The organism is Natrinema gari JCM 14663, from assembly GCF_000337175.1.
Taxonomy (GTDB): Archaea; Halobacteriota; Halobacteria; order Halobacteriales; family Natrialbaceae; genus Natrinema; species Natrinema gari.
Genome location: NZ_AOIJ01000061.1, coordinates 120,488 through 141,100 on the forward strand (window position 1 = coordinate 120,488; position 20,613 = coordinate 141,100).

The window sequence follows — 20,613 nt, forward strand, 5'->3', positions numbered from 1 at the left end:
CTCACTAGCTAACTGTCTTTTTCGAACTCTTCTTCTCGGGCAACACTACTCGCTCTAAAAGGGGATGATCACGGAGCGAGACGACGCGACAACGGCGTCGGTATCGACGATGTTTTCGGAAGTGACATCAAGTGAAGACAATCCCCACAATCGTCGATACGGGATATACTGGAGTGCTGGCGAATAATGTAGTTTAATTAAATAATTCCAGTGGAGGTGTGCGACTAATCCGCCAACCAGCAGTAGCTGCAGCAATCGTTCCAACGATCACGGCGATTCCGAGACCGCTTCCGTAAATCCACGGTGCAGTTTGGAGAAGGCCTTCAAACCCGACAACCGCCTCTGCAAGTCGGTTGAAAACACTAACAGCAGGCAGCGTGAGTAGTATTCCAATTCCTCCTCCAACGAACCCGATGATGAGCCCCTGTCCGATCACAGTTGAAACAAGGAGTGATCGTGAGATCCCTTGAGCCGTGAGAGCTGCAAACGTTTGGCGTTGTTGGTGAATGACAAGCGAAAGCAGTGATATCGTTAGTGCGATGCCAGACCCGATCGCTAACAAGACGAGTGCCCCTGCAGCTGCCAGTAGCAGCACTTGTTCTTGTAAGACAGCGGATAGCTGTTCTTGATTCGTTCGAATTTCGTATTCAGGGTACGATTGTTCCAGGTCCTGCTGAACCGTACTGACGCTTGCACCGTCCTCGACAGTGATTGTGATGAACGTCGCTGGCTCAGTTTGAGTCGTACCCGTGACTTGGTGCAGTTCACTGAGTGGCATCGTTACCGTTGGCGTTCCAAGCATTCGCTCGAAAGTTGGTGAAATCCCGACGATTGTGAACTGATTTTCCCTCGCAGCAGCCAGTGATCCGCCAATATTGACTGTCTCTCCAATAGAAACGTTTAGCGTCTCAGCTGTTTCTTTATCAATCACCACCTCTCGAGTCATCTCTCCCTCATATGTCCCATTCGCGTAATGGGGGTCTCCCTGAATTCCCTTTCCCTCTGTCATTTGAACGACTGGGCCTCCCTGTGGGACACCTGTTGCGACGAACGTATGGAATTCGGCACTACGATTCGTACTCACATATACGGTATCGAACGCTAATGGGAAAGCATGTCTGACGCCCTCATGTGCGTTCATTTCGGCGGAGAGATTTCGAGAGTTGTACAACGTGTTTTCGAACCCACCGCCGCCTGCAGACGTTATTCGGGTTTCACCTGACGTGACCCATAGGTCACGATCAGCAGCATCAAATCCTTGCTGGCCGGTTTCAAGAACTCCAATTCCTGCACTGGCAAGTAACGTCATTGAGAGGACCGCTAATGCGACACCGATGATCGCCAACGTAAGTCGGAGTTTGTGTTGTCGGAATTGAGCAACAGTGAGACTCCCCGCAGCACGCAGGCGAATAACGCCTCGACTCACCCAACTGTAAAGTCGTCTAAACACTACGGCACACCTCCTGAAACACGGCGAGCTGTCAGTAACAGGACTGGCAGTGAGAGTAGGCCCACTACCAGTGCGACACCGATTCCATAGATAATGAAGACGGGATGTGAGGTCGCTATCGGCTCAGTCGTTATTGTTCGGACTGCAACAATATTTATCAATCGGATCCCTGCTAGACCACCAATAGTTCCGATCATCCCACCAAGTCCCGTCAGTACAACGGTCTGTGTTCCTACAAGCTGTAACTGACTTCTGACCGAGAGCCCCATTGCAGAGAGAACCGCTAATTGCTGCTGATCTGCAACGATCTCAAGCCCTGCTGTTGTGACAACAAACAGCGTCCCGATAGAGAGCGATACCACAAGTGCAGTAAACGCGAGTGCCAATGACAGATCCGATTCAGCCACTTTATTTGCCGTCAGTTCACCACGTGTTTGGACAGATGACCGTGGATAAACCCCTTCGAGCTTATTTTTCATGGCTGGCGAGTTCGTACTGACAACGAATTGATCCGCTTGGTCATATTCCGCAGCGCCAGTTATCCTTTGTAACTCGCTTAGCTGGACAAGTGCTGTCGGCATATCGCCTGTCGAACTCGACTGGTTATCGATAGCCGTAACCGTGAACGTATTGTTTCCCGCAACTGTGACTGCGTCTCCTGATGCGGCGGTAAGAATGTCTGCTGCACTCTCTGAAAGTACCACCTCTCCTGTCCACTTACCGTTGTACTCACCAGTCACGTAGTAGGGATCCTGTGGTGTAAGCAGGTCAGAGTTGACTCCAACAACGCGATCTAGTTCGGGCGTATTTATAATTCCAACAACAAGGACATACTCAGCCGTGTTGCTTGATTCGATTCGGAGAACTTGAGCTAATACTGGTGTCGTTGCATCTACTCCATCGTAGTGACGGATACGATCGTTCGTCTCATGGACCGAGCTAAACTGTATATTATCGGTTGCGATTAACGGTGATTCTGGACTGTCTGTCTCAGGAACGATCCAATAATCAATATCATCGTCATAGACGGTGGTACTCGTTGCGAGGCCGACACCAAGTCCAGTGATCATAATCAGTAGCGCGATAGCAACGGCAACACCGAGAACACTAAACCGACTCCGTTGCTTCGCTGTATCGGTTGCACGTGATGCTGTACGACGAATCCCGACAGCAATTAGCCCAATCCACTGGGTAAGTAATTGCCGAATTTTCATCGATTGACTTCTTGTGTTTGGCGAGTAGTGATCGCGCCGTCTCGAAGCCGAATTACCCGATCACAGATTTCGAGCGTCTCCTGATCGTGTGATGCAAGAACGATCGTTCGATTCTCAGCAACCTGTTTGAACTCCTCGAGTATCTTTTGTCCAGTTGCCGTGTCTAGTTCGCCGGTTGGTTCGTCAGCGATCACGAGTGCTGGATCCGTGATAAGCGCACGGGCGATTGCAACGCGTTGTTGTTCTCCACCGCTGAGTTCACCGGGTCGATGCGTGATCCGATCTCCGAGTCCGATTCGCTCAAGTAATTCCGTGGCCCGCTTTCGGCGTTCGCGTTTGGGAACCCCGAGTTCAACGAGTGGAAGCGCAACATTTGCACGAGCAGAGAGCGAATCGAGTAGATGGAACCGCTGGAACACGATCCCAATATTCTCGAGTCGATGCCGGGTTCGTTCACGAGCGGACAGTGCTGCAAGATCGGTCTCACGAAACGAAACTGTCCCTGCAGTCGGCTGTTCTAATCCGGATAAGAGATGCAACAGTGTCGATTTCCCACTCCCACTTGACCCTGCGAGACCAACAATTTCGCCGGGAGCGATCTCGAGTGAGACTGAGTCAACTGCATGGACTGCCGGTGGCTCCGATCGGCCTACTATTCGACCAATCAATCCTGGTTCCGACCCTCGCTTGTAGACTTTTGTCACGTCCCTCGCTGTGACGATCGGTGAAGAAGAATCACTGTCGACGCTTGCGGTAGCGGCCCCGGCCATACAGGTGAGAGATCTCTATAGCAAATTAACAGTTCCGTTATCGTGAGTAAGTGGACTCTCGGTTTACTTTTGCGGAAAGAAAACCGTGCGCTGTGAGTTAGGTTTGTCGGCGAGACAAGAGCAATGCAACTGATAAGAGGGCAGCAATAGCGACGCCCACACCAAATCCGGGGATGGGGAAGCCGCCGTCATCCTCTGGCTCGTCAGGCTGATCGGGACCGTCGGGTTCAGTTTCCGTATCTTTTTCAACAGTTAGGGTCGCTGTTGCAGTATCAGTCTCACCGGCTTCAGTTCTGACCGTGAGTTCGACTGGGTATTCGCCAGGCTCGTTGAATGTCCTGGTAACGGTTTTCCCTTCAAACGTCCCGTTATTTATTTTCCACTCGTAATCGACGCTGTCCTGGGTTTCATCTGTCGACTTCGTAGCCGAGAAAGTAACTGTCTCGTTGACTGTGGCCGGGTTAGGATCAATGGCAATCGCAGCGTTTGGCTGCTGCTGCTCGGACTCGTTCCCGTCGGAAGTATCCCCATCAGGTTCATCGACGAAACCACCGTCGCCACCGCCACCACCGCCACCATCGTCATCGCCGCTGGTATAGTCTTCAATCGTCACCGTGCCGGTGTTCACTTGGAATGCATCACTCGAGGACCCGGTTGCGATGTGGACCCAGCGGTAGTCACCTTCCGTCCAATTCTGATACGTTTCTACGGTAACAGCTGTTTCAGGACTCGCTTTCACTGCAGTGGTAGAGGCATTGAGCGTTGTTTCTCCGGTAACGTCTGTTTCGATCCCATCGACGTTGCCTTCGTTTGCGATGAAACTCACAACATCTCCGAACTGAGTTAAGCCTGTCCCGGTCTGCTCTCCGATTCTTTGGTTGAATACCGAGACGTTATCTTCGATGTTTTGTATCCCGTTGAACTCCTTAATTTCGTGCTTGATAGTCACGTTCTCACCGGAAAGGTCTGTACTTAGCTGTTCGGAGATGTTGACGGTCATCTGACTCGTGGTGAATGTGGACTTGTCATAGACGGCAACAGCGTGTGACGTGTCGCCCTCTAACTCGGTCGCATTGACATCAAAGGTCACCTCATCACTAGGTTCTGGCGACGTAGGCGAGACTGTGACATCCGATGGGGAATCCTGCGCAGCGAGTTGTTCGACACCGAGAACTGTTGTCTCACCACTGATTTCGAGATCGCCGTTAGACGTGCTAAGATTACCGCCTGTTGCAAGCACGTACACGTAGTGTCCGGGTTTGTCCGGCGTGACGGTTAGCTCTTGATCTCCGCTCAGAGTGATGCGCTTGTCGGTAAATGAAGCGTTCTGGTTGAGATTATCGATGTTTTCGTTCGAGAGTTCACTAAGAAGTTCGCGGCCAGTCGTCGGTGTCGCACTCGCTTCTTCCTCGAGATGCGCAGTCAGAAGTTGCGCATCGTCGGTCGGGATATTACTCGTATCAACGCCGTCTCCGAAGGAAAGTGTTACCTCATTCCCAGTCTGGAAGACAGCAAGTGTAGGACGATTTAGATCACCTGACGATACGTCACCACGTGGGGTCTGTGCATCAAGCACGAGATTGTCGACGGTTACTGCACCGCTCGCACTCGAATCCGTCCGTAGCGAGAGTACTGACCGATCCCAGACACTCATATTCTCGGTGACATCGACGTATGAGTCGTCCGTCCCGTCGCTCGCTGCTAGCGAGTGGGCTGGTGTAGCTGTCCCACTTGTGGCTCCCACAACCCCTGCGATCGGGCTGAGAAGGATCACGGCACTGAACAATAGTGTGATGACTGGCCGACGTTTCATATCTTGTGAAGATAAACTCCACCGCTTTAACTCTTTTCAGGAGAACGTTCTCTTCTTCAGGTGTCACCGTACGGTACGGCACAGCTGAGTATGCGTGGGTACTCCGATTGACCTTCCCCGTGACCTGAAGACACAGATCTGTGCTGTCAGACCTTGTCAACGCGCCTTTTGACGATATCCAACGAGAAGGAGTGCAAAGACAGTTACCACGGGGAAGAAGCCTAAGTTCCCAACCGAGTCAGTATCCGTCTTCGTCGACTCATTAGCTGCCTCAGACTCGTTGTTTGGATTGAGAACCTGATCCTGATCAGGAGTCTCTTGTCCGCTCTCGTTGTTGGAATTGGTCTCGTTCTCACTCACGGTGTCCGAATCCGAACTGGACGTTTCACTCTCGTTAGGGTCATCTTCGTCTCCCGAATCATCGATCACGGATTCATTTGACTGATCAGCGCTGCTGTTAGACGTATTGTTCTCTTCTTCGGCTGCGCTGTCGTCTGGCGGAGCAACTCCACCACCGCCACCGCCGCCGCTACCGGTTCCATCATCTTCGTCGGTGTCATCGGCTGTTACTGAGATCGTCTCACCATTATCGATCGCGACAATGGTCGGGTATCCCTGTGCTTCCTCGTTACCCTTTACGGCACCGTAGACGTGGTACTCTCCTTCACCGACATCACTGAGATCGATAGTCGTACTATACGTTCCGTCGCCCTCAGAATCCAACTCGATATCCTTTCCTTCGTCGTTAGCTTCGTTCCAGATCGCGACATTGACAGCGTCTACCTCCGTTGCCGCATCCGTCGACTCGATCGATGCAGTAATCCTGATTTCCTCATCGACTGTTGCAGATGACGGATGCTCGACTGAGAGGTCGAATTCCTCGACAACTACGGGATACACTGCTTGCCGACCTTGGCCTCGAGGCTCCAAGGATAGCATGTACGTTCCAGGCTCAAGCGTGCTTGTATCGAGTGCATCGTCTTCGGTCCCAATCGCAACACTGGCTTTGTCCGCCGTCCAGACATCACTATACTCAGCTTTTTCGTCTGTATTGTAGAGATAGAGCGTATACTGCTCTTGGGAGGTCACTTCGACCTCGATCGGCTCGCCCGGCTTGATAACACCGACACCGTCAACCGGATACTCTGTTCCTTCGATCTCGATTGTTTCTTCAGGGGTCGAAATCGAATCGGCGACCTCGAGATCGTAGTCCGACTCCGATGCTACTGGAACGGCAAGCGAGACAACAGCAAGGATGAGTAGACAAACACTGACGACTTGAAGGGTACTTGTCCGCATGGATGCACATTGAGAAACTATGAATAAAATCTTTCCGCTGTTGTAAGGGGTCGAGTACGTGGGTGTGGCAGGATCTCGAGGCGGCGTCGATGGTCGGCCAGAACAACAGCCGACTCTTTCTGTGGACGAACAACAGTTCCTGTTGACCCGTCTGTGGCTCCTCTCAGAACTCGAGGACCGCGAGCAGCTAGCCGCTGTCCTCGAGGTCGTGTATACGAACGGAGAGCGTTCTATCACCAGTCCGTCGACGTGCTCCAAGCAGATGGGCAGGACGAGCGAGCACGGGAGGTCGTCGAGGACCGACTAGAAGAGTTTCCACACGCTGTCGACGTCCCTCGGCTGGCAGCCGAATTGTGTCAGGGACGCGACGATGAGCGCTATCGAGGTTCGAGCTGTACGTCCGTGATGGCGACCTCGAGAACGCCTTCGAGAAGGTTATGGAGAGCGATAATCTCGAGACGCGTCGGCGGTATCGAGAGCCCGTCGCCGAGGTCGATTCAGAAGCGTACTTCGAGGCGTATCGGGACTTACTGGAAGCGTATCCGGCGGCCGATACCGGACGCGATCACTACAAGACCAGTATCGAATATTTGCAAGAGATAGCGGAATTCGGGTTCGGCACGGAGCCGGAAGCGTTCGTTGAGCATCTCCGTGAGAAACACTCGAACCGGCCGGCGTTTCTCGACGAACTCGAACCGGCCGGATATTGAGTCTCTCCGCTACTGTTGTCCGGAATCCGTCTTGATCTTGATTCAGCGAGAGAATCCCGCCTCCCGTGGGTGACAAGTGCATCGACGCCCTGTCGGAATCAAGGAGCGAACAGGACCGCGCGGGGGAGAAAGTCACTAGTAGGGATCGTACGTAGCGACGGGAATGACTTCCTGGACGTCATCCCTCCAGAACTGCTTCTCCGCCGTCGCGAACCATCCCCCATGTTCTTGAGCAGAGGCAGCGATCAGTGCATCGAGTTGATCGACTGGTACTCCTCGATCCTGGAGTTCTTCTTGTAAGTCGTATGCCTCCATCGCAGTCTCATCTGTCGTCTCGAGGATCTCCATTGAAGCGTTCACAGCCCTGGTGATTTCGTCCGGAGAAGCATCGATATACCCGTAGAGGCTACCCATGAGAGACTCAAAGAGGACGACAGAGGAGACTCCCCACCGGTCCTGCTAGTACTCCTCGAGGAACGCCCTTGCGTCATCTTCACCACTCAGGTAGTCACTCAACAGATTGATATCGAAGACGAGCAGCGTCACTGCTCCAACTCCTCGATGTGATCGTCCATCCGACTGCGCATCTGCTCCCGGATCTCATCCATTCCTTCGTTATCCATGCTCGATGCGATCCCAAATCCAGCCCACTTATCATGCGACGTGAGACGGATGATGACGTCGTTATAACTCTCATCATCGCCTTTGAAGAGATCTAAGCGGGACTTAGCCTCGTCCGAATGTGCCAACAAGCCGTTACTCTTATCGTGAGACGGACTTGGCGTTACTTTCTGTCGAATGTTCTCTGCACTGTTCGCGTCCGCCTTCGCGACGGTATCGCACACCTCACAGACGTACAACCCATGTTCGACGCGCTGATTGCCGTCTTTCGTCCCAGAGACGGAACACGTCTTCGAACTGTCGCGTTCGGATTCTACGCTCAATCGGCACTCTCGGTCTTCACCTGCTCATCGTCTCGCCACGACCCCCATACCTCCCGATACTCGTGAGTGCGTCTCCTACAAGGCCCCGAACAGGAATTACGTGATAGGATTCCACACCGTCAGGGTGTGGAGGGACTCAAACCGAATCACCGGTAGCTTTCGTGGGTAACTCCGTGGATATTTCCGAAGTGGCTATCGCCAGCAAGGACAGGTTCATTACGCTCCAAAGCAGTCGCTGCGATTGCTGCGTCTCCTTTCCCGATATCAGGTCCCTCGCCTTCGTCCGCATCGGCCATCTGCTCACCGAGTAGCCGTCCAGCGCGACGGGAGATACTCGGGGTCATATCCACGACCGGGTAGGAGTCAAGCACGGCTTCTACCTTTTGGCGCTCCTCGAAGGTGTTTGCAACCTTCCCGACACCGATGTAGAACTCCAGAACGGTCACCGAGGGAATCACCAGCGGAACGCTCTCAGTTTCGAGTTCCTGTACTTTCTTGGCGGCAGGTTCGACATCATCGATAACGTCCACGATGAAGCTCGTATCAACGATCATTCGAAGCGCTCTGCGACCTCACGGACCTCATCACGGTCCGCCTGATCAGCGGCCGCGATGGCGTCCCGCATCTCGCTCACCTGGTCGTCGTCGAACACATCGCGGAGATCGCGGAGTGACCGCCCACCGATGAGTCGGTCCACGGCGTCGCTGAACGACTTGTCATCACGCTTATTCGCTTTGATGCGTTCGTACTACGTCATCTTCGAGACGAATCTGATGCGACATCCTTGTTGACAGCGTTGACACCCTACGAGAATCAATGTTCGGGTGCAGTCTGAGCTGCGTTGAGGCTTTGTCTATCGCGTCAATCATTGGGTCACACTTGGGGCACTTTCATAGCTCCACCGAGCTTGTAAGCGTCGAGAAAGGAATCAACAGTGCTCGTAGTGCTTGATTCGACCGCGCCTACGAGATCAGGTGGACATAGTCGTCGAGGGCGAGGGCGAACTCTCGAGTCGTGGGTAACTCGAGCCAAGAATAGGTGAACTCGGCGCCCTGTTCCTCCCCATCACCAGTCACCACGTGCATCCACGTGTCGCGATCGATGTCGACCTCTGCATGGAAGAAATGCCGATGGTAGCGTTTGGGAGGGGTGCGCCGGCGTGTCCAGACATCGCTCGTCAGGCGTTCGACGTTCTGAAGTGTTGTGAGGCCACTTTCTTCCCGGACTTCACGCTCGAGTGCATCCCATGGCGATTCGCCAGGCTCGATCGTCCCTTTCGGGACCTGGAGTCCATCGTGGCCGGGTCCCTCGAACACGAGCAACTCGCGGTCATTCCGAGTGAGATACGCACAGACCTTGGGGACACAGGGCACTGCCGAGGTGTGCATGTGGTATATTTTCTCGAGTTATAGTATAAAACTATGTGGGTGTGGTACACGTGTGTTGTGAGATCAGCTTGCCTTGAAGTCGCGACTGTGACGCTGACTTGAGGATTCGTCTCGTACTCCGCGACGATGTCAGCGGTGGCGTCCACCGATGGGTGGGCCGGTTCTTGCTGTGTCAGCAGCCCTGCTCCGTAGCAAGCCTATATAGCACTTTGCTCACAACATAGCAACCCACATATACATCGTACAAATGACTAATTTCCAACAGGTGTCCAAACAACATCCAACAGAGCAGACGTCGGTCCCAACTGCGAGCGCCACGGCACGATTCACACCGACAAACCGTGGTTGCCAACCGTCTCTGTGGCCTGTGGCACCCTCTGCTGACGACAGTGCCACCCCGGTGCTGCCTCGTCCGTACGGGACATCGTCAATGAAGCGAGTAAGAGTTCCTATTGTGTGACTCTTGTCCCCGTTCGAAGCCGAATCCCCGCGTAGAGTTCCTCGAGTTTCTCACAGAACACGGCCTCGTGATGCCGACGAAGTCACTCTATCGGAACTTGAATCGGCACGGGCACGAGATCGGCTACTCAACTGTTCACCAACGGTTTGGAGAACTCGAGACCGACGGATTAATCGAAAGAATCGACGACAGAGGTTACTATCAGGAGAGTTTAAACGGAGAAACATACCACGATGGTGAGCTCGTACTGAACGATCTCGAGCAGGACGACTAACAGTTTCTTTAGCTTACTATCGGACTCTGCGAGCAACCAGAAAGCCCCCGACATGCTCGAGGGCTGCGATTCGCTGTGCGCTTCACTCACTCCGTTCGTTCCAGTGCTTGCGTCGTCTCGCACCTCGAGCGCGTCGCCCCTTTTAGTCTCACCCGACGGTGGACTGCTCAGGCTACCACTGAAAGAGGGGACCTCGTTACTACCAGTCTCCTGTGATTGCTCGACGGTAACACTGTTCTGCCTGTTCAGCAACGGCGTCCCAATCGTATCGTTGGGCTCGACTCGTCGGCTCCGTGTTTGGTCGTTCGCCAGTAAGTGCGCACTCGAGACCGTCGGCTACGTCGTCGACCGTTGGTGCAGCGAGGAAGCCGAGCATCATCACTCGGTCGGCATGGTTCAGGTTTCGGGCCTGTCGCTCGAGAGCGTCGCGTTCTGGGCCATCACCGATGATACCCAACGTGATGTTCGGCATGGTTTCGGCGATACGGTCGAATCCCCCCAAGAGGAAGTCGACGTTCTTGTGCTCGATAAGTCGTCCTGCATAGAGGATGTCAAACCCGTCTTCGGCAGGCTGGGTCGTTTCGATTTACTCGATGTCGATTCCGTTCGGGACGATTTCGATTTCGTCTCGCGTCGGACCGATCTCTGTGAGGCGGTCGGCAGTGACGCTCGAGATAGCGATGTCGGAGTTCTGGCAGCAGTATAGGTGATCGGGCAGACGGCGCGGAACTGGTTCTGCTGGGATCCGGAACAGAAGCAACCGCGTGCCCCGTTCAACGACGGCTATGCAGGGAAGTGAAGTGGGTTCGGGATTCGGTTTCGTGGGACAACCGAGTCAGTGGACGGTTCGGCGACGTGATGGAGGCGTTGAACGGAACCGTGAACGGCCACGTCGATCCGTCGTGGTACTGGAGGACGACAGACCACGTCGAAGCCGTAGAGCCACGTCCGTTGTACCCGATGGTGATCGGTGCCCCACGCAGACTTCCAGCCTGACGACGGGTCGCTTATGCTCGTTGATTTGGACGACGTGATCGACGTTCGGGACGACGGGACGGTATGATGACCCGAGAGACGTGGGACATCATTCAGTCACTCGACGGATACGCGGAGGTTCACGGTCGATGACCGGTGCACACGTCTTCGTGAAGGTGCGGATTCCCGGCGACATCGATGGGCGGGAGATTATGGAGGTTTCGTTCCATCTCTGTGGCCTCGCGCATTACTGCATCCAGATCGACCCAAAGAACGATTCCGCTAGCGGTGACGAGTAAAACCGTCGCCAGAAGCACCCACATTATTGACACCTGTTCTCAGATATTAAAACAGGAGGAGGGGAGAGGTTATCAAATTTACCACTGAGGATAGAATTTGGCCAAGGAGCTTCGAGTTAGATGATGCATGTTTTATTGTCTTCGCAAGGAGGATGAGGCATATGGACGTATTGACTCACCTCTCTTCCAATCACGGTTGCTTATTCAGTTCCGCCAGAAATCTTTCCCTCACGATTGTATTTTGCGCTTGCAATGTTTGCGGTCCTCCCTGACTTCGATAAGTTACTCGCCATACCGAGATTGCTTCATTCGGTCTTTGCAGTCGGCGTAATCGGTTCGGCCGCTTTCGTCCTTGAACGTCGACTTGCTAGCACTAGATCATATGCAAATGTTGTGATCATTTTTCTGGCCAGTCATCTTCTACTGGATTTCCTTGACGGTGGCCCTGGTATGTTTCTGTATCCGCTTATCGAAACAGGCGTCGGATTGGAGTACCCCTCACAGATCGTGTTTGGTGACGCTGTTCAAAATGTCGCCGTCCGCAATCCGCTTCCCCATCTTCAACCGATGCTACTAATTCGAGCCGAATAGCGTACTCACTGGTGAATGGCTACGGAATACTGTCGGCACTCGTGTTTGTGACTATGTATCTCGGGATTCATTCCCGACACAGCTACATGGATCGATAGATATGGAAACAAACATCTCACATACTGTCCTACTTGCGGTGCTGTGCTTGCCGACAAGCAGATCGAAGGGCGGACACGTCGATACTGTCAGTAGTGTGAAAACCAGATTTGCCGAAATCCCAAGCCGTGCGTGAGGGTCGTCGTTGATGAGAGCGATCTGTTGCTCGTGAAGCGCACGCAACCCCCGGTGTTGGTACGTGGAGTGTCCCTGCAGGGTTTCTGGAGTATTACGAGGCTTCGGTGCTGTCCGAGAACTCGAAGAAGAGACCAGTGTAACGGCTTCAGAGGAAGAATTGGAACTGTTTGATACTGCGTCATCCTTCTTGAGCTAAGCCAAGAGTTGCGATTTCGTTCCCTGTGGATACTGGGTGAGGGTTATCTGAAATATTTCGGGAACGAATTCTGCTGTGATGCAACCCTAAGTAGAGTACATGACCGAAGGTTTAGTGTTCAGGCCTACGAACCTGTGGTCAACTGATGAATGACGCTCGTGTCGTATCGATTGTTCTTAATTGGAATAATTATTCGGATTCGAGAGACTGCATCGAATCTCTCAAAGGTATCTCCTACGGAAACCACGACATCGTCGTTGTAGATAACGGCTCTGAGGACGACTCACTGGAGAATTTGCAAGACGACTTCCCTGACGCTGAGTTCGTCCCTTTAGACCGGAATCGAGGATTCTCCGGTGGTATGAACGCTGGAATCTCTTGGGCCCTGGAACGGGATGCAGATTATGTATGGATCTTAAACAACGATGTCATCGTCAAAGACGACCGTATTCTGGACAAACTCCTCCATTACTTCGACGGTCATAGTGTTGGGGGAGTGACGCCACAGATTCTGGAATATCCAGACACAGACTCTGCTTGGTTTACCATGGGGGAGGTCGATAGACAGTCTGGCCACTCTATCCATCATCAATCTCTCCCCGAGGAATTTGGTGAACCCATCGAAAACGACTATATTCCTTTTTGTTGTTCCCTCTTTTCGACAAGAGTATTTGGGGAATATGGTTATTTGCCCGGCAAATATTTCATTTACCGGGAAGACGTAGCGTTCTCGTACCAACTTGACGAGGACTATCGCTTACTGACTATCCCTGAATGTACGGTATATCATAAAAGTAGCAGCAGTGGAGGTGGTGACCTGAACCAGACCTTGTCATATTATACGGCCCGAAACCGATGGCTCTTGTTCCACGAGTATTCGGGCGATATGTCCTTCTCTCGTTTTTTGTGGCAGTATCTCAAGTGGGGTCTTAGCAGGTGTGGGATGATGGTTAAACGGGCTAAACTTGAGTCCTTGTCCGCTTTCGCACATGGGACGGTAGATGGAATATTAAATAAGACAGGGAAGGGACGATATCCATGAACGGAAAACAGAGCTTTATCAATATGTTGGAGAAAGCTAAAATCGGCCTCGCTAACCCCGAACTATTCGGGAGGGCGATAAACAGACTGTACTATACGAGATTAAACAGTAGAGACTACAACACGGCTGGTGAGAACTTTATCGAAAGAGACTGGGACAATCTCGTCATTCTAGACGGTTGTCGATACGATACGTTTGAAGAAGAGAGTACGTTGCCTGGGGAACTTTCAACTGTAATTTCTCGGGGTTCAATGACGGTGGAGTTTCTCGAAGGTAATATTACCGACGAATCGATGCTGGATACCGTCTATATTACTGGAAACGGCCAATTCTACCACAACTCCGAGGATCTGAGCGCATCGTTCTACGAGGTCGAAAACGTTTGGTCTGATTCGAGATTCTGGAACGAAGAGAACCACACAGTTCTACCCGAAACAATGGCAGAACGGGGCCTAGAAGCGGCCGAACAGTACCCGAACAAACGCCTCATCGTCCACTTTATACAGCCACACTACCCATTCGTTGACTCGGAAATCGAGATCGACGACGCCTTTGATCCGGAGACGCCTGGGTTTTGGATGCGACTGCTACGGGGTAAGGTCGATGTGGACGAAGACGACGTCCGGGAGGCATATCAGAATAATTTGCGACTGGCGCTACCGCATGTCGAGACACTCCTCACGGAACTACCTGGGAAAACCGTTGTTACGTCCGACCATGGGAACATGCTCGGTGAGAAAGTGCCTCCGATCCCAGTTCGTGACTGGGGTCACCCCCGTGGGATCTACACTGAGGAATTAGTCAAAGTCCCCTGGCTTGAGTATCAAAACGGGGAGCGAAAAGAAATCTCTGCTGGCTCGTCGGCCCACGAAGGCGCCGAAATAGACGACGAAGATGTCGAAGCTCACCTCAAAGAACTCGGCTACCTTTCCTGATATGGATATTCTTCAGGTTGTTCCAAACCGGGTCCATCCGCCAGATACTGGTGGCGACCATCGAAAGCACGGACTGATGGACGCCTTCGTGACCGCTGGTGACAACGTCATACGGTACTGTCAAGGCGGGGATCCCTCCGATTATCTCTCGCGTGAGTTGGAAACCTGGATCGATATCGAGTCGGGGTATCGCGAGGTACGAGTCAACCATCTGTTCCATGACCTAGCGAGCGTCACAGTTCTCTTCGATTTTCCCTACGTATACCTTGGACCAACGCTAAAACGTGTGCCAACGGAGACACTGCTAAACGAACTCGAAAGGGCAGATGTCGTCTTCGTGGAAGGTCCCTGGCAAGTTTCTGCCGTGGATTCTCTTCTCGACGATGGCCTACTCGTATATTCGAGTCATAACTACGAACCAGAGCGATTCTCGACGTTTGCCTCCGGTACGTGCGTCCATCGATATTTCTACGAAAAAGTCGAAGCTGCCGAACGGGATGCGGTGTCGAGTGCCGATCTGGTAGTCTGTACATCGGAACGTGATATGGAGATATATCGCCGTGAGTTCGAAGATGTCGATATCTACGTCGCTCCGAATGGAACATACGTCGATGAGGATCCTACGGTCAATACAGACCAGAACCAGCAGATTCGGGATGAACTCGATGTCGGTGACGACGAATCTCTTGGTCTGTTCGTCGGCAGTAAACACACGCCAAACATCGAGGCCCTTCGTCTGATTCATGACATAGCTTCGGATGTCGACTCGGAGGGGACTCATCTTGTCGCCGTCGGCACTGCCTGTGATGACGTTGATAGACAATCTAGTAACGTCGAACAGCTGGGGTTCGTTGAGGACATCGAACCGTATTTCGAGGCGGCAGACTTTGCCGTTCACCCGATGGTATCGGGCGGCGGAACGAACATCAAGTTATTCGACTACTTCAATTGGGGTCTTCCCGTCATCTCGACGGAATTCGGGGCTCGTGGGCTCGACGTAACGGATAATCACAACATCATCATCTCTGAGATAGAGGGGTTCCCGGAGTCGATTCGGCGACTCCATCGGCATCCCGATCTCCGAGAGGACATTGGAAATGCTGCTCGTGAATTTGTGCGGGAAAAGTACGACTGGCGCGAAATATCCCGAAAACTCCGTGAAAAAATGTTGACATATGTTAATAATTCGGAAAGGGAAGATTCTATAACTGACTAAGGGGTAGTTTATTCCGTAGAATGACCAAGAATGTCTTACTCATCACAATCGATTCTCTGAGAAAGGACTATCTACCGTTACATGCCGACTGGTCGCATACACCTGCCGCGGAAGAACTCTTTCAGAAAGGCGTCTCCTTCGAATCTGCGTTTGCCACGGGACCGGCGACGGCGGTGTCGTTTCCGGGGATACTGACGGGAACCTTACCGCTCTCCTGTGGAGGTCTCGGACCACTCGAGGAATCACGTCCTCGCTTGGCGAGTGAGATGCAGAAAGCCGGGTTCCAAACCGGTGGTTTCCAGTCGAATCCATTTCTCTCCCATCATTTCAACTACGATGTCGGCTTCGATACCTTCGAGGACTACCAGAATCCGTTGATGGGAATCGCGACGAAGATATTCCCTCGGGGTATCGAAGTAAATCACCCGAAACTCCGGCGAATAGACGAGAAAATCAACCTTACGAAGCGGATCAAGGATGTCTATCAGCTTTTCCGTGGCAAACCCCGTCCGTACGTCGGTGCAGATGTAATTACGGACGATTGTATCGACTGGATTGACGACGCCGACTCGAACTTTTTCGCCTGGGCACACTATATGGACGTCCATCATCCCTGTTTCCCACCCGTGGAATATCGAAAGGAGTTCGACGCCGCGGACGTCACGCAAGAGGAAGTTTCGGAGTGGTATTCGGCCTTGATTCGCTCACCGGACACCCTCAATTCCGAGGAGATAAACGACCTCGAGAGCCTCTACTGTGCTGCAATTAAATACACGGACCATCAGATCGAACGGATTCTCCGGAAACTGAAAGAGGAAGGAGAGTTCGAAGATACCCTTATTATCTACACGTCTGACCACGGTGAACTCTTCGGTGACTATGGCCTCTATGGAAAGCCCGAACGGATGTACGACGAACTCCTACAGGTACCATACATTGTTACCAATGGGCCCGAATACCTAGAATCGTCCAAGGACGAGCTGCTGAGCTTGATGGACACGATGGGGATTATCTTCGATGCTGTGGGGATCGACCTGCCAGATTCGTACGAAGGAATTCGCCCCGGTCACGAACAGCGGGATCACATCGTCGGCGAGCATCACGCCGAGGGGGAGACCGTGATCGGCGTTCGATCGGAAAAATGGCTGTTCGAACTCGACGAGATGCGGGACACGAAACGACTGTTCGAAATCACGGATAAGGGGATCGACGAGCGGTCGGTAAACCAAGGGGACGACTACGTCCAATCCGTCGCAGAGAAACGGCTCTCGGAACTCGACATCGAAACGGAACTGCTAGAGGAAGACCTCGAAGAAGACGTGGAGGACCGCCTCGAGGACCTCGGGTACATCTGAAGGATGGTCACGACGCTACAGCTACACCGGAAGAAACCGTATCCACCGGGGAGTGGTGCGGACCGAAGGGTGTGGGAGACCGGGAAGAAATTCTCGGAATTCGGCGATACGTGGGTGGCAGCACCGTGGGAAGGTGATTTCCCCCCGGAAGAAACGGTTACGCCCGTTGATATCGGAACGACGCTACTCACTTCGAAGATTTGCCGGATCTACCTGTGGACCATCGTGACCACTGCTGAAATTGGGACCCTCAATGAGGTCCTCGTCCGCAAGAGCCGCAGCGCGGTCGAGAGGGCCGATATCGATCCGGATCTGGTGATCAGTGAGTGTCCACAACTCTCGCCTGCCGGTGCCACCATCGCTCGGAAGTCGGGCGCGGCCTTTTTGATCAACAAACACAACGCGGAGTTTCGCGTCGTCGACCAGTTCCTCGAAGGGAAACCGATTCCAGAGTTTCTCTGCGACCGAATTGTCGACAATCACCGTGCATTCGAGCAGCGGATGATCGATCAGGCTGACGCCGTCGTCTTTATGTCTGACGAGGACTGTGACCCCTTCGATTTGAGCGACACGGAGTATCGAATCATCCCGAACGGGACCGACTTCTCGGCCTTGGAAGCGTCGGACGATGTCCGGGAATCACTCGATGTACCTGGCTTAGATGCCTCGAAGCAATCGTGTATCTTCGTTGGTGCGTACGATTACGATCCGAATCGTGATGCGGCCGAACGAATCGCGCAGGAGTTCGCGCCTGCCTGTCCCAACGTCCAATTTTTGCTGGTCGGACGGAATCCGCCGTCGGTAGACCAGTCTAACATACTTACACCAGGATTTGTAGACGACCTTGGATCATGGCTCGCATATGCTGATATTGCACTCTGTCCACTTACAATGGGATCCGGAACGAAGCTAAAGATGTTGGACTACATGGCTGCGGGGCTACCGATCGTTACTACTCCGGTCGGCAGTCAGGGTCTTGAAATCGAGGATGGAGAAACAGCTCTCGTTAGAAAATCTACTACGGAGATTGTTGAGGCAATTGAGCAGCTTGCTGCCTCAGAAGAACTTCGAACTCATCTCGGAGAGAATGCACAAGAACTCGGGAAACAGTATGATTGGAGTAATCTCTTCAAAGAATACGACGCACTCATAGAGCAGATCGTTTGAGAACCAAGAACGGTCAACTAATTAGTGCCGGAGCAGTCCCTTAATAAAGCCAATCCCCCACGCCCAAAACCATATAGAAATTAATATTGCGTAGACTGGCAGCTGAGTCCAGCGATTCCGCTTCTCTGATAAATATACACTCATAGAAATGATGCCTAGGCTGCCTAAAGATAGTGTTCCGGCTAGTACCTTGAGCCAAGATCGAGACTTAACACTCCCGGCGAGAAAAGAGGCTAAGAGAAGGATTATAGAAGACGGGGCGAAATGGAACCACTCACCCATCTCTGGATGGAGTTTCGTCGCTTGGGCCCGTCCAATGCCGTAGCGGTACCCCATCTTTGTGTACGATTTCCAGCTGGGTCGCCGATAATGAAGGACCTCTGCCTCGGGGGTGTACAGAATCGTGTAGCCCTTCTCTCGAATCCGGTAGTCCATCTCCTCGTCGTCAACCGTGATGAGGTCGTGGTTGAATCCGCCAACTTCTTCGATGACTTCTCGTCGATAGACGACATTACAAGTCGGATTATGGTAGATCTCCCGGGTCTCTTCGCCCTCGAATCCGTATCTAGCGCCAGCACCGCTTAGCAGGGAGAGGACGTCGCCGACCGATTTTGCGAACGAGGTATCATCGGGGGGAGTAATGTTTGGACCACCAACAGCTGCCACCTCCCCATGGTCGTCGAAGTGACTGATGAGCGTCGAAAGCCAGTCATCAGGGACAACACAGTCGGCGTCGGTGAACGCGATGAATTCGCTGTTAGACGCTTTCACGCCGAGTTCGCGTGCGTAACTGATTGTTCCCTTGTCTTCGAAGATCACGTCGCACCCGTACGTCTCGGCGATTTCGACTGTTCGGTCGTTGGAATGCCCGTCGACGATAATCGTATTGTAGGTGCCAACGTAATCCAGGGATTCTAACGAGTCTAAGCAGGCTTCGAGCGTGTCTTCGTCATTATACGTGGGTATGACAATTGACGTATCGTACTCCGTCATCGATAGAGATCTGTGATTATGGTAGATTTGCTGCAGCGTATATAAAAAGCTTCACTACTATTGGTGCCTGAAATTGTTCTAGCTTTACCGAGGTTTTTCAGTTACTAGAATTGTATCCATGATTTTTGTTCCCATTAGGCCTGCCTCTATCCACATTCAAATAACAAGTTTAATCAGCAAAGTAGAACGACGAGGTGTAACAAGTGGTATTTCAATGGTTGTCAAGGAAATCTTCCAAAATATAGGGCGCCCACGCCTCCTCTGCCAGATGATGAATATCTCATATTATTCGTTGAAGAAGCGACTCGGCCAGTTGCCAGAAGGAATTGATGTGATGGAGGAGGACTGGGATAACCTCATTATTCTGGATGCATGCCGATACGATGCCTTTGTAACAGCATGGGCGAACCGGAAGACCTTGGACGGGGAATTGAAGCAAGTTCGTTCAAAGGCACCGTTTACGAACGAGTTTTTACGGGAAAACGTACATCAGCGTGATCTCACCGATACCGTCTATGTTACGTCAAGCCCCCACCTTCATAAAACGAATGACGGAGTATACCAACCGATTGAAGCTAACTTTGCAGCAGTCGACCATGTATGGAAACACGAGGATCGTTTCGACCCCGGTCTCCTCGTTGATCGGACGAAGAAAGCACTAGAGAAGTATCCTAATAAGCGAATCATCGCCCATATGATTCCTCCTCATCAACCATATTTTGGGGAGTCTGCTGATAAACTTGAGGAGATTCTTACGTCATACGAAATTGAGAACTGGAAAGGAATGGTCGCCAACGAGATCCCGGTGGATGATGAACTCATCTGGCGGGCATATGCAGAAAATCTTGCTGTCGCTATGAGGCACACTGAAGATTTGGTTGATGTATTGGATGGAAAAACAGTTGTAACCGCGGATCACGGCCAGTTGCTAGGTGATCGAGAGTTCCCAATCCCAGTTAAAGGATATGGCCATCCTTCCCTGTATGTCGACGAATTATTGAACGTACCATGGCTGGAATGCACGTATAATAAGCGACGAACGATTACAGATCAAGGGGAAAGCGATACCGAGGAGGAAGCAGAGGAAAAAGCTAAAGAAGCTTTACGTGATTTAGGATACCTATAGAAAGAGGGTGTCATAGAACTCTTCTCACACCGTGATAATCGTGTTTCCCGGATTATCTCCACGTTCGTAGTTGGTGATAGCGAGCAGAACTTGGCAGACGGACTGATAGGTAGATGGACGGTGTTCAACGTTAGTGATATAGCGGGGCTCAACATTCGTGGG

18 protein-coding genes and 3 pseudogenes are annotated in these 20,613 nt (G+C 52.3%); 8 read left to right on the top strand and 13 right to left on the bottom strand.

Features of this window, described 5'->3' with window-relative positions; all coding sequences use genetic code 11:
* Window positions 1–193 precede the first annotated feature (193 nt).
* From C486_RS20345 to C486_RS14805, 5 genes are all read right to left on the bottom strand, one after another.
* Window positions 194–1,426 carry an ABC transporter permease gene (locus C486_RS20345; protein WP_008457469.1) on the bottom strand — a complete coding sequence of 411 codons (1,233 nt, stop codon included), beginning with the start codon at window positions 1,424–1,426 and terminating at the stop codon, window positions 194–196.
* A 23-nt stretch (window positions 1,427–1,449) separates the two neighbouring features.
* Window positions 1,450–2,664: an ABC transporter permease gene (locus tag C486_RS20350; protein ID WP_008457470.1), complete on the bottom strand. Its 1,215-nt coding sequence runs from the start codon at window positions 2,662–2,664 to the stop codon at window positions 1,450–1,452.
* Entirely contained in the window at window positions 2,661–3,434 is a 774-nt protein-coding gene (locus C486_RS14795; protein WP_014865511.1) for an ABC transporter ATP-binding protein, read from the bottom strand. The genes C486_RS20350 and C486_RS14795 overlap by 4 nt, the downstream gene beginning before the upstream one ends.
* Window positions 3,435–3,531: 97 nt before the next feature.
* A complete protein-coding gene (locus C486_RS14800; protein ID WP_241432511.1) occupies window positions 3,532–5,247 on the bottom strand; it encodes a PKD domain-containing protein in 1,716 nt (571 codons plus the stop codon).
* Window positions 5,248–5,403: 156 nt separating this feature from the next.
* Window positions 5,404–6,546 (bottom strand): hypothetical protein, encoded by a 1,143-nt coding sequence (locus tag C486_RS14805; RefSeq protein ID WP_008457486.1) that lies wholly within the window; start codon window positions 6,544–6,546, stop codon window positions 5,404–5,406.
* A 437-nt stretch (window positions 6,547–6,983) separates the two neighbouring features.
* On the opposite strand from C486_RS14805, the gene C486_RS14815 reads away from it, so the two are divergent.
* Entirely contained in the window at window positions 6,984–7,256 is a 273-nt protein-coding gene (locus tag C486_RS14815) for a hypothetical protein (protein ID WP_008457490.1), read from the top strand.
* A 135-nt stretch (window positions 7,257–7,391) separates the two neighbouring features.
* On the opposite strand, the pseudogene C486_RS14820 reads toward C486_RS14815, so the two are convergent.
* The 7 genes and pseudogenes from C486_RS14820 to C486_RS20360 all read right to left on the bottom strand — a co-directional run.
* Window positions 7,392–7,700, bottom strand: a pseudogene (locus C486_RS14820) (type II toxin-antitoxin system VapC family toxin); the annotation flags it as partial.
* Between the two features lie 98 nt (window positions 7,701–7,798).
* Window positions 7,799–8,008 (bottom strand): antitoxin VapB family protein, encoded by a 210-nt coding sequence (locus C486_RS21080; RefSeq protein ID WP_049888573.1) that lies wholly within the window; start codon window positions 8,006–8,008, stop codon window positions 7,799–7,801.
* Window positions 8,000–8,200, bottom strand: a pseudogene (locus tag C486_RS21085) (zinc ribbon domain-containing protein); the annotation flags it as partial. The pseudogene C486_RS21085 and the gene C486_RS21080, both read right to left, overlap by 9 nt.
* A 146-nt stretch (window positions 8,201–8,346) precedes the next feature.
* The gene (locus C486_RS14830) at window positions 8,347–8,754 is read right to left on the bottom strand and encodes a PIN domain-containing protein (protein ID WP_008457494.1); all 408 of its coding nucleotides are present in this window, start codon (window positions 8,752–8,754) and stop codon (window positions 8,347–8,349) included.
* A pseudogene (locus C486_RS22670) lies at window positions 8,751–8,982 on the bottom strand (antitoxin VapB family protein). Before C486_RS22670 ends, C486_RS14830 begins: the two are co-directional and overlap by 4 nt.
* A 180-nt stretch (window positions 8,983–9,162) precedes the next feature.
* Entirely contained in the window at window positions 9,163–9,588 is a 426-nt protein-coding gene (locus C486_RS14840; RefSeq protein ID WP_008457496.1) for an NUDIX hydrolase, read from the bottom strand.
* Window positions 9,589–10,521: 933 nt separating this feature from the next.
* On the bottom strand, window positions 10,522–10,908 hold the full coding sequence (locus C486_RS20360; RefSeq protein WP_275039793.1) for a glycosyltransferase: 387 nt from the start codon (window positions 10,906–10,908) through the stop codon (window positions 10,522–10,524).
* A gap of 538 nt (window positions 10,909–11,446) precedes the next feature.
* On the opposite strand from C486_RS20360, the gene C486_RS21390 reads away from it, so the two are divergent.
* From C486_RS21390 to C486_RS14875, 6 genes are all read left to right on the top strand, one after another.
* Complete coding sequence (locus C486_RS21390; RefSeq protein ID WP_160164303.1) at window positions 11,447–11,596, top strand: hypothetical protein; 150 nt, start codon at window positions 11,447–11,449, stop codon at window positions 11,594–11,596.
* A gap of 1,166 nt (window positions 11,597–12,762) precedes the next feature.
* Entirely contained in the window at window positions 12,763–13,659 is an 897-nt protein-coding gene (locus C486_RS20365; RefSeq protein WP_008457503.1) for a glycosyltransferase family 2 protein, read from the top strand.
* A complete protein-coding gene (locus C486_RS14860) occupies window positions 13,656–14,594 on the top strand; it encodes a hypothetical protein (protein WP_008457504.1) in 939 nt (312 codons plus the stop codon). Before C486_RS20365 ends, C486_RS14860 begins: the two co-directional genes overlap by 4 nt.
* Window positions 14,554–15,810 (top strand): glycosyltransferase family 4 protein, encoded by a 1,257-nt coding sequence (locus C486_RS14865; RefSeq protein ID WP_083866037.1) that lies wholly within the window; start codon window positions 14,554–14,556, stop codon window positions 15,808–15,810. Before C486_RS14860 ends, C486_RS14865 begins: the two co-directional genes overlap by 41 nt.
* A 20-nt stretch (window positions 15,811–15,830) precedes the next feature.
* Complete coding sequence (locus C486_RS14870; protein WP_049910605.1) at window positions 15,831–17,165, top strand: sulfatase; 1,335 nt, start codon at window positions 15,831–15,833, stop codon at window positions 17,163–17,165.
* Window positions 17,166–17,168: 3 nt separating this feature from the next.
* Window positions 17,169–18,332, top strand: coding sequence for a glycosyltransferase family 4 protein (locus C486_RS14875; protein WP_083866038.1), 1,164 nt, complete (start codon window positions 17,169–17,171; stop codon window positions 18,330–18,332).
* 21 nt (window positions 18,333–18,353) lie between these two features.
* Here C486_RS14875 and C486_RS14880 read toward each other — a convergent pair whose 3' ends face one another.
* Window positions 18,354–19,325 (bottom strand): glycosyltransferase, encoded by a 972-nt coding sequence (locus C486_RS14880; protein WP_008457511.1) that lies wholly within the window; start codon window positions 19,323–19,325, stop codon window positions 18,354–18,356.
* A gap of 214 nt (window positions 19,326–19,539) precedes the next feature.
* On the opposite strand from C486_RS14880, the gene C486_RS14885 reads away from it, so the two are divergent.
* Window positions 19,540–20,451 (top strand): hypothetical protein, encoded by a 912-nt coding sequence (locus tag C486_RS14885; RefSeq protein WP_008457513.1) that lies wholly within the window; start codon window positions 19,540–19,542, stop codon window positions 20,449–20,451.
* Window positions 20,452–20,613 lie beyond the last annotated feature (162 nt).

Bases quoted from the DNA above. Each gene is read 5' to 3' on its own strand.
- C486_RS20350 (WP_008457470.1), bottom strand. From the start codon at position 2,664: ATGAAAATTCGGCAATTACTTACCCAGTGGATTGGGCTAATTGCTGTC.
- C486_RS14795 (WP_014865511.1), bottom strand. From the start codon at position 3,434: ATGGCCGGGGCCGCTACCGCAAGCGTCGACAGTGATTCTTCTTCACCG.
- C486_RS14800 (WP_241432511.1), bottom strand. From the start codon at position 5,247: ATGAAACGTCGGCCAGTCATCACACTATTGTTCAGTGCCGTGATCCTT.
- C486_RS14805 (WP_008457486.1), bottom strand. From the start codon at position 6,546: ATGCGGACAAGTACCCTTCAAGTCGTCAGTGTTTGTCTACTCATCCTT.
- C486_RS14815 (WP_008457490.1), top strand. From the start codon at position 6,984: ATGGAGAGCGATAATCTCGAGACGCGTCGGCGGTATCGAGAGCCCGTC.
- C486_RS14830 (WP_008457494.1), bottom strand. From the start codon at position 8,754: ATGATCGTTGATACGAGCTTCATCGTGGACGTTATCGATGATGTCGAA.
- C486_RS14840 (WP_008457496.1), bottom strand. From the start codon at position 9,588: ATGCACACCTCGGCAGTGCCCTGTGTCCCCAAGGTCTGTGCGTATCTC.
- C486_RS21390 (WP_160164303.1), top strand. From the start codon at position 11,447: ATGACCGGTGCACACGTCTTCGTGAAGGTGCGGATTCCCGGCGACATC.
- C486_RS20365 (WP_008457503.1), top strand. From the start codon at position 12,763: ATGAATGACGCTCGTGTCGTATCGATTGTTCTTAATTGGAATAATTAT.
- C486_RS14860 (WP_008457504.1), top strand. From the start codon at position 13,656: ATGAACGGAAAACAGAGCTTTATCAATATGTTGGAGAAAGCTAAAATC.
- C486_RS14865 (WP_083866037.1), top strand. From the start codon at position 14,554: ATGTCGAAGCTCACCTCAAAGAACTCGGCTACCTTTCCTGATATGGAT.
- C486_RS14870 (WP_049910605.1), top strand. From the start codon at position 15,831: ATGACCAAGAATGTCTTACTCATCACAATCGATTCTCTGAGAAAGGAC.
- C486_RS14875 (WP_083866038.1), top strand. From the start codon at position 17,169: ATGGTCACGACGCTACAGCTACACCGGAAGAAACCGTATCCACCGGGG.
- C486_RS14880 (WP_008457511.1), bottom strand. From the start codon at position 19,325: ATGACGGAGTACGATACGTCAATTGTCATACCCACGTATAATGACGAA.
- C486_RS14885 (WP_008457513.1), top strand. From the start codon at position 19,540: ATGGTTGTCAAGGAAATCTTCCAAAATATAGGGCGCCCACGCCTCCTC.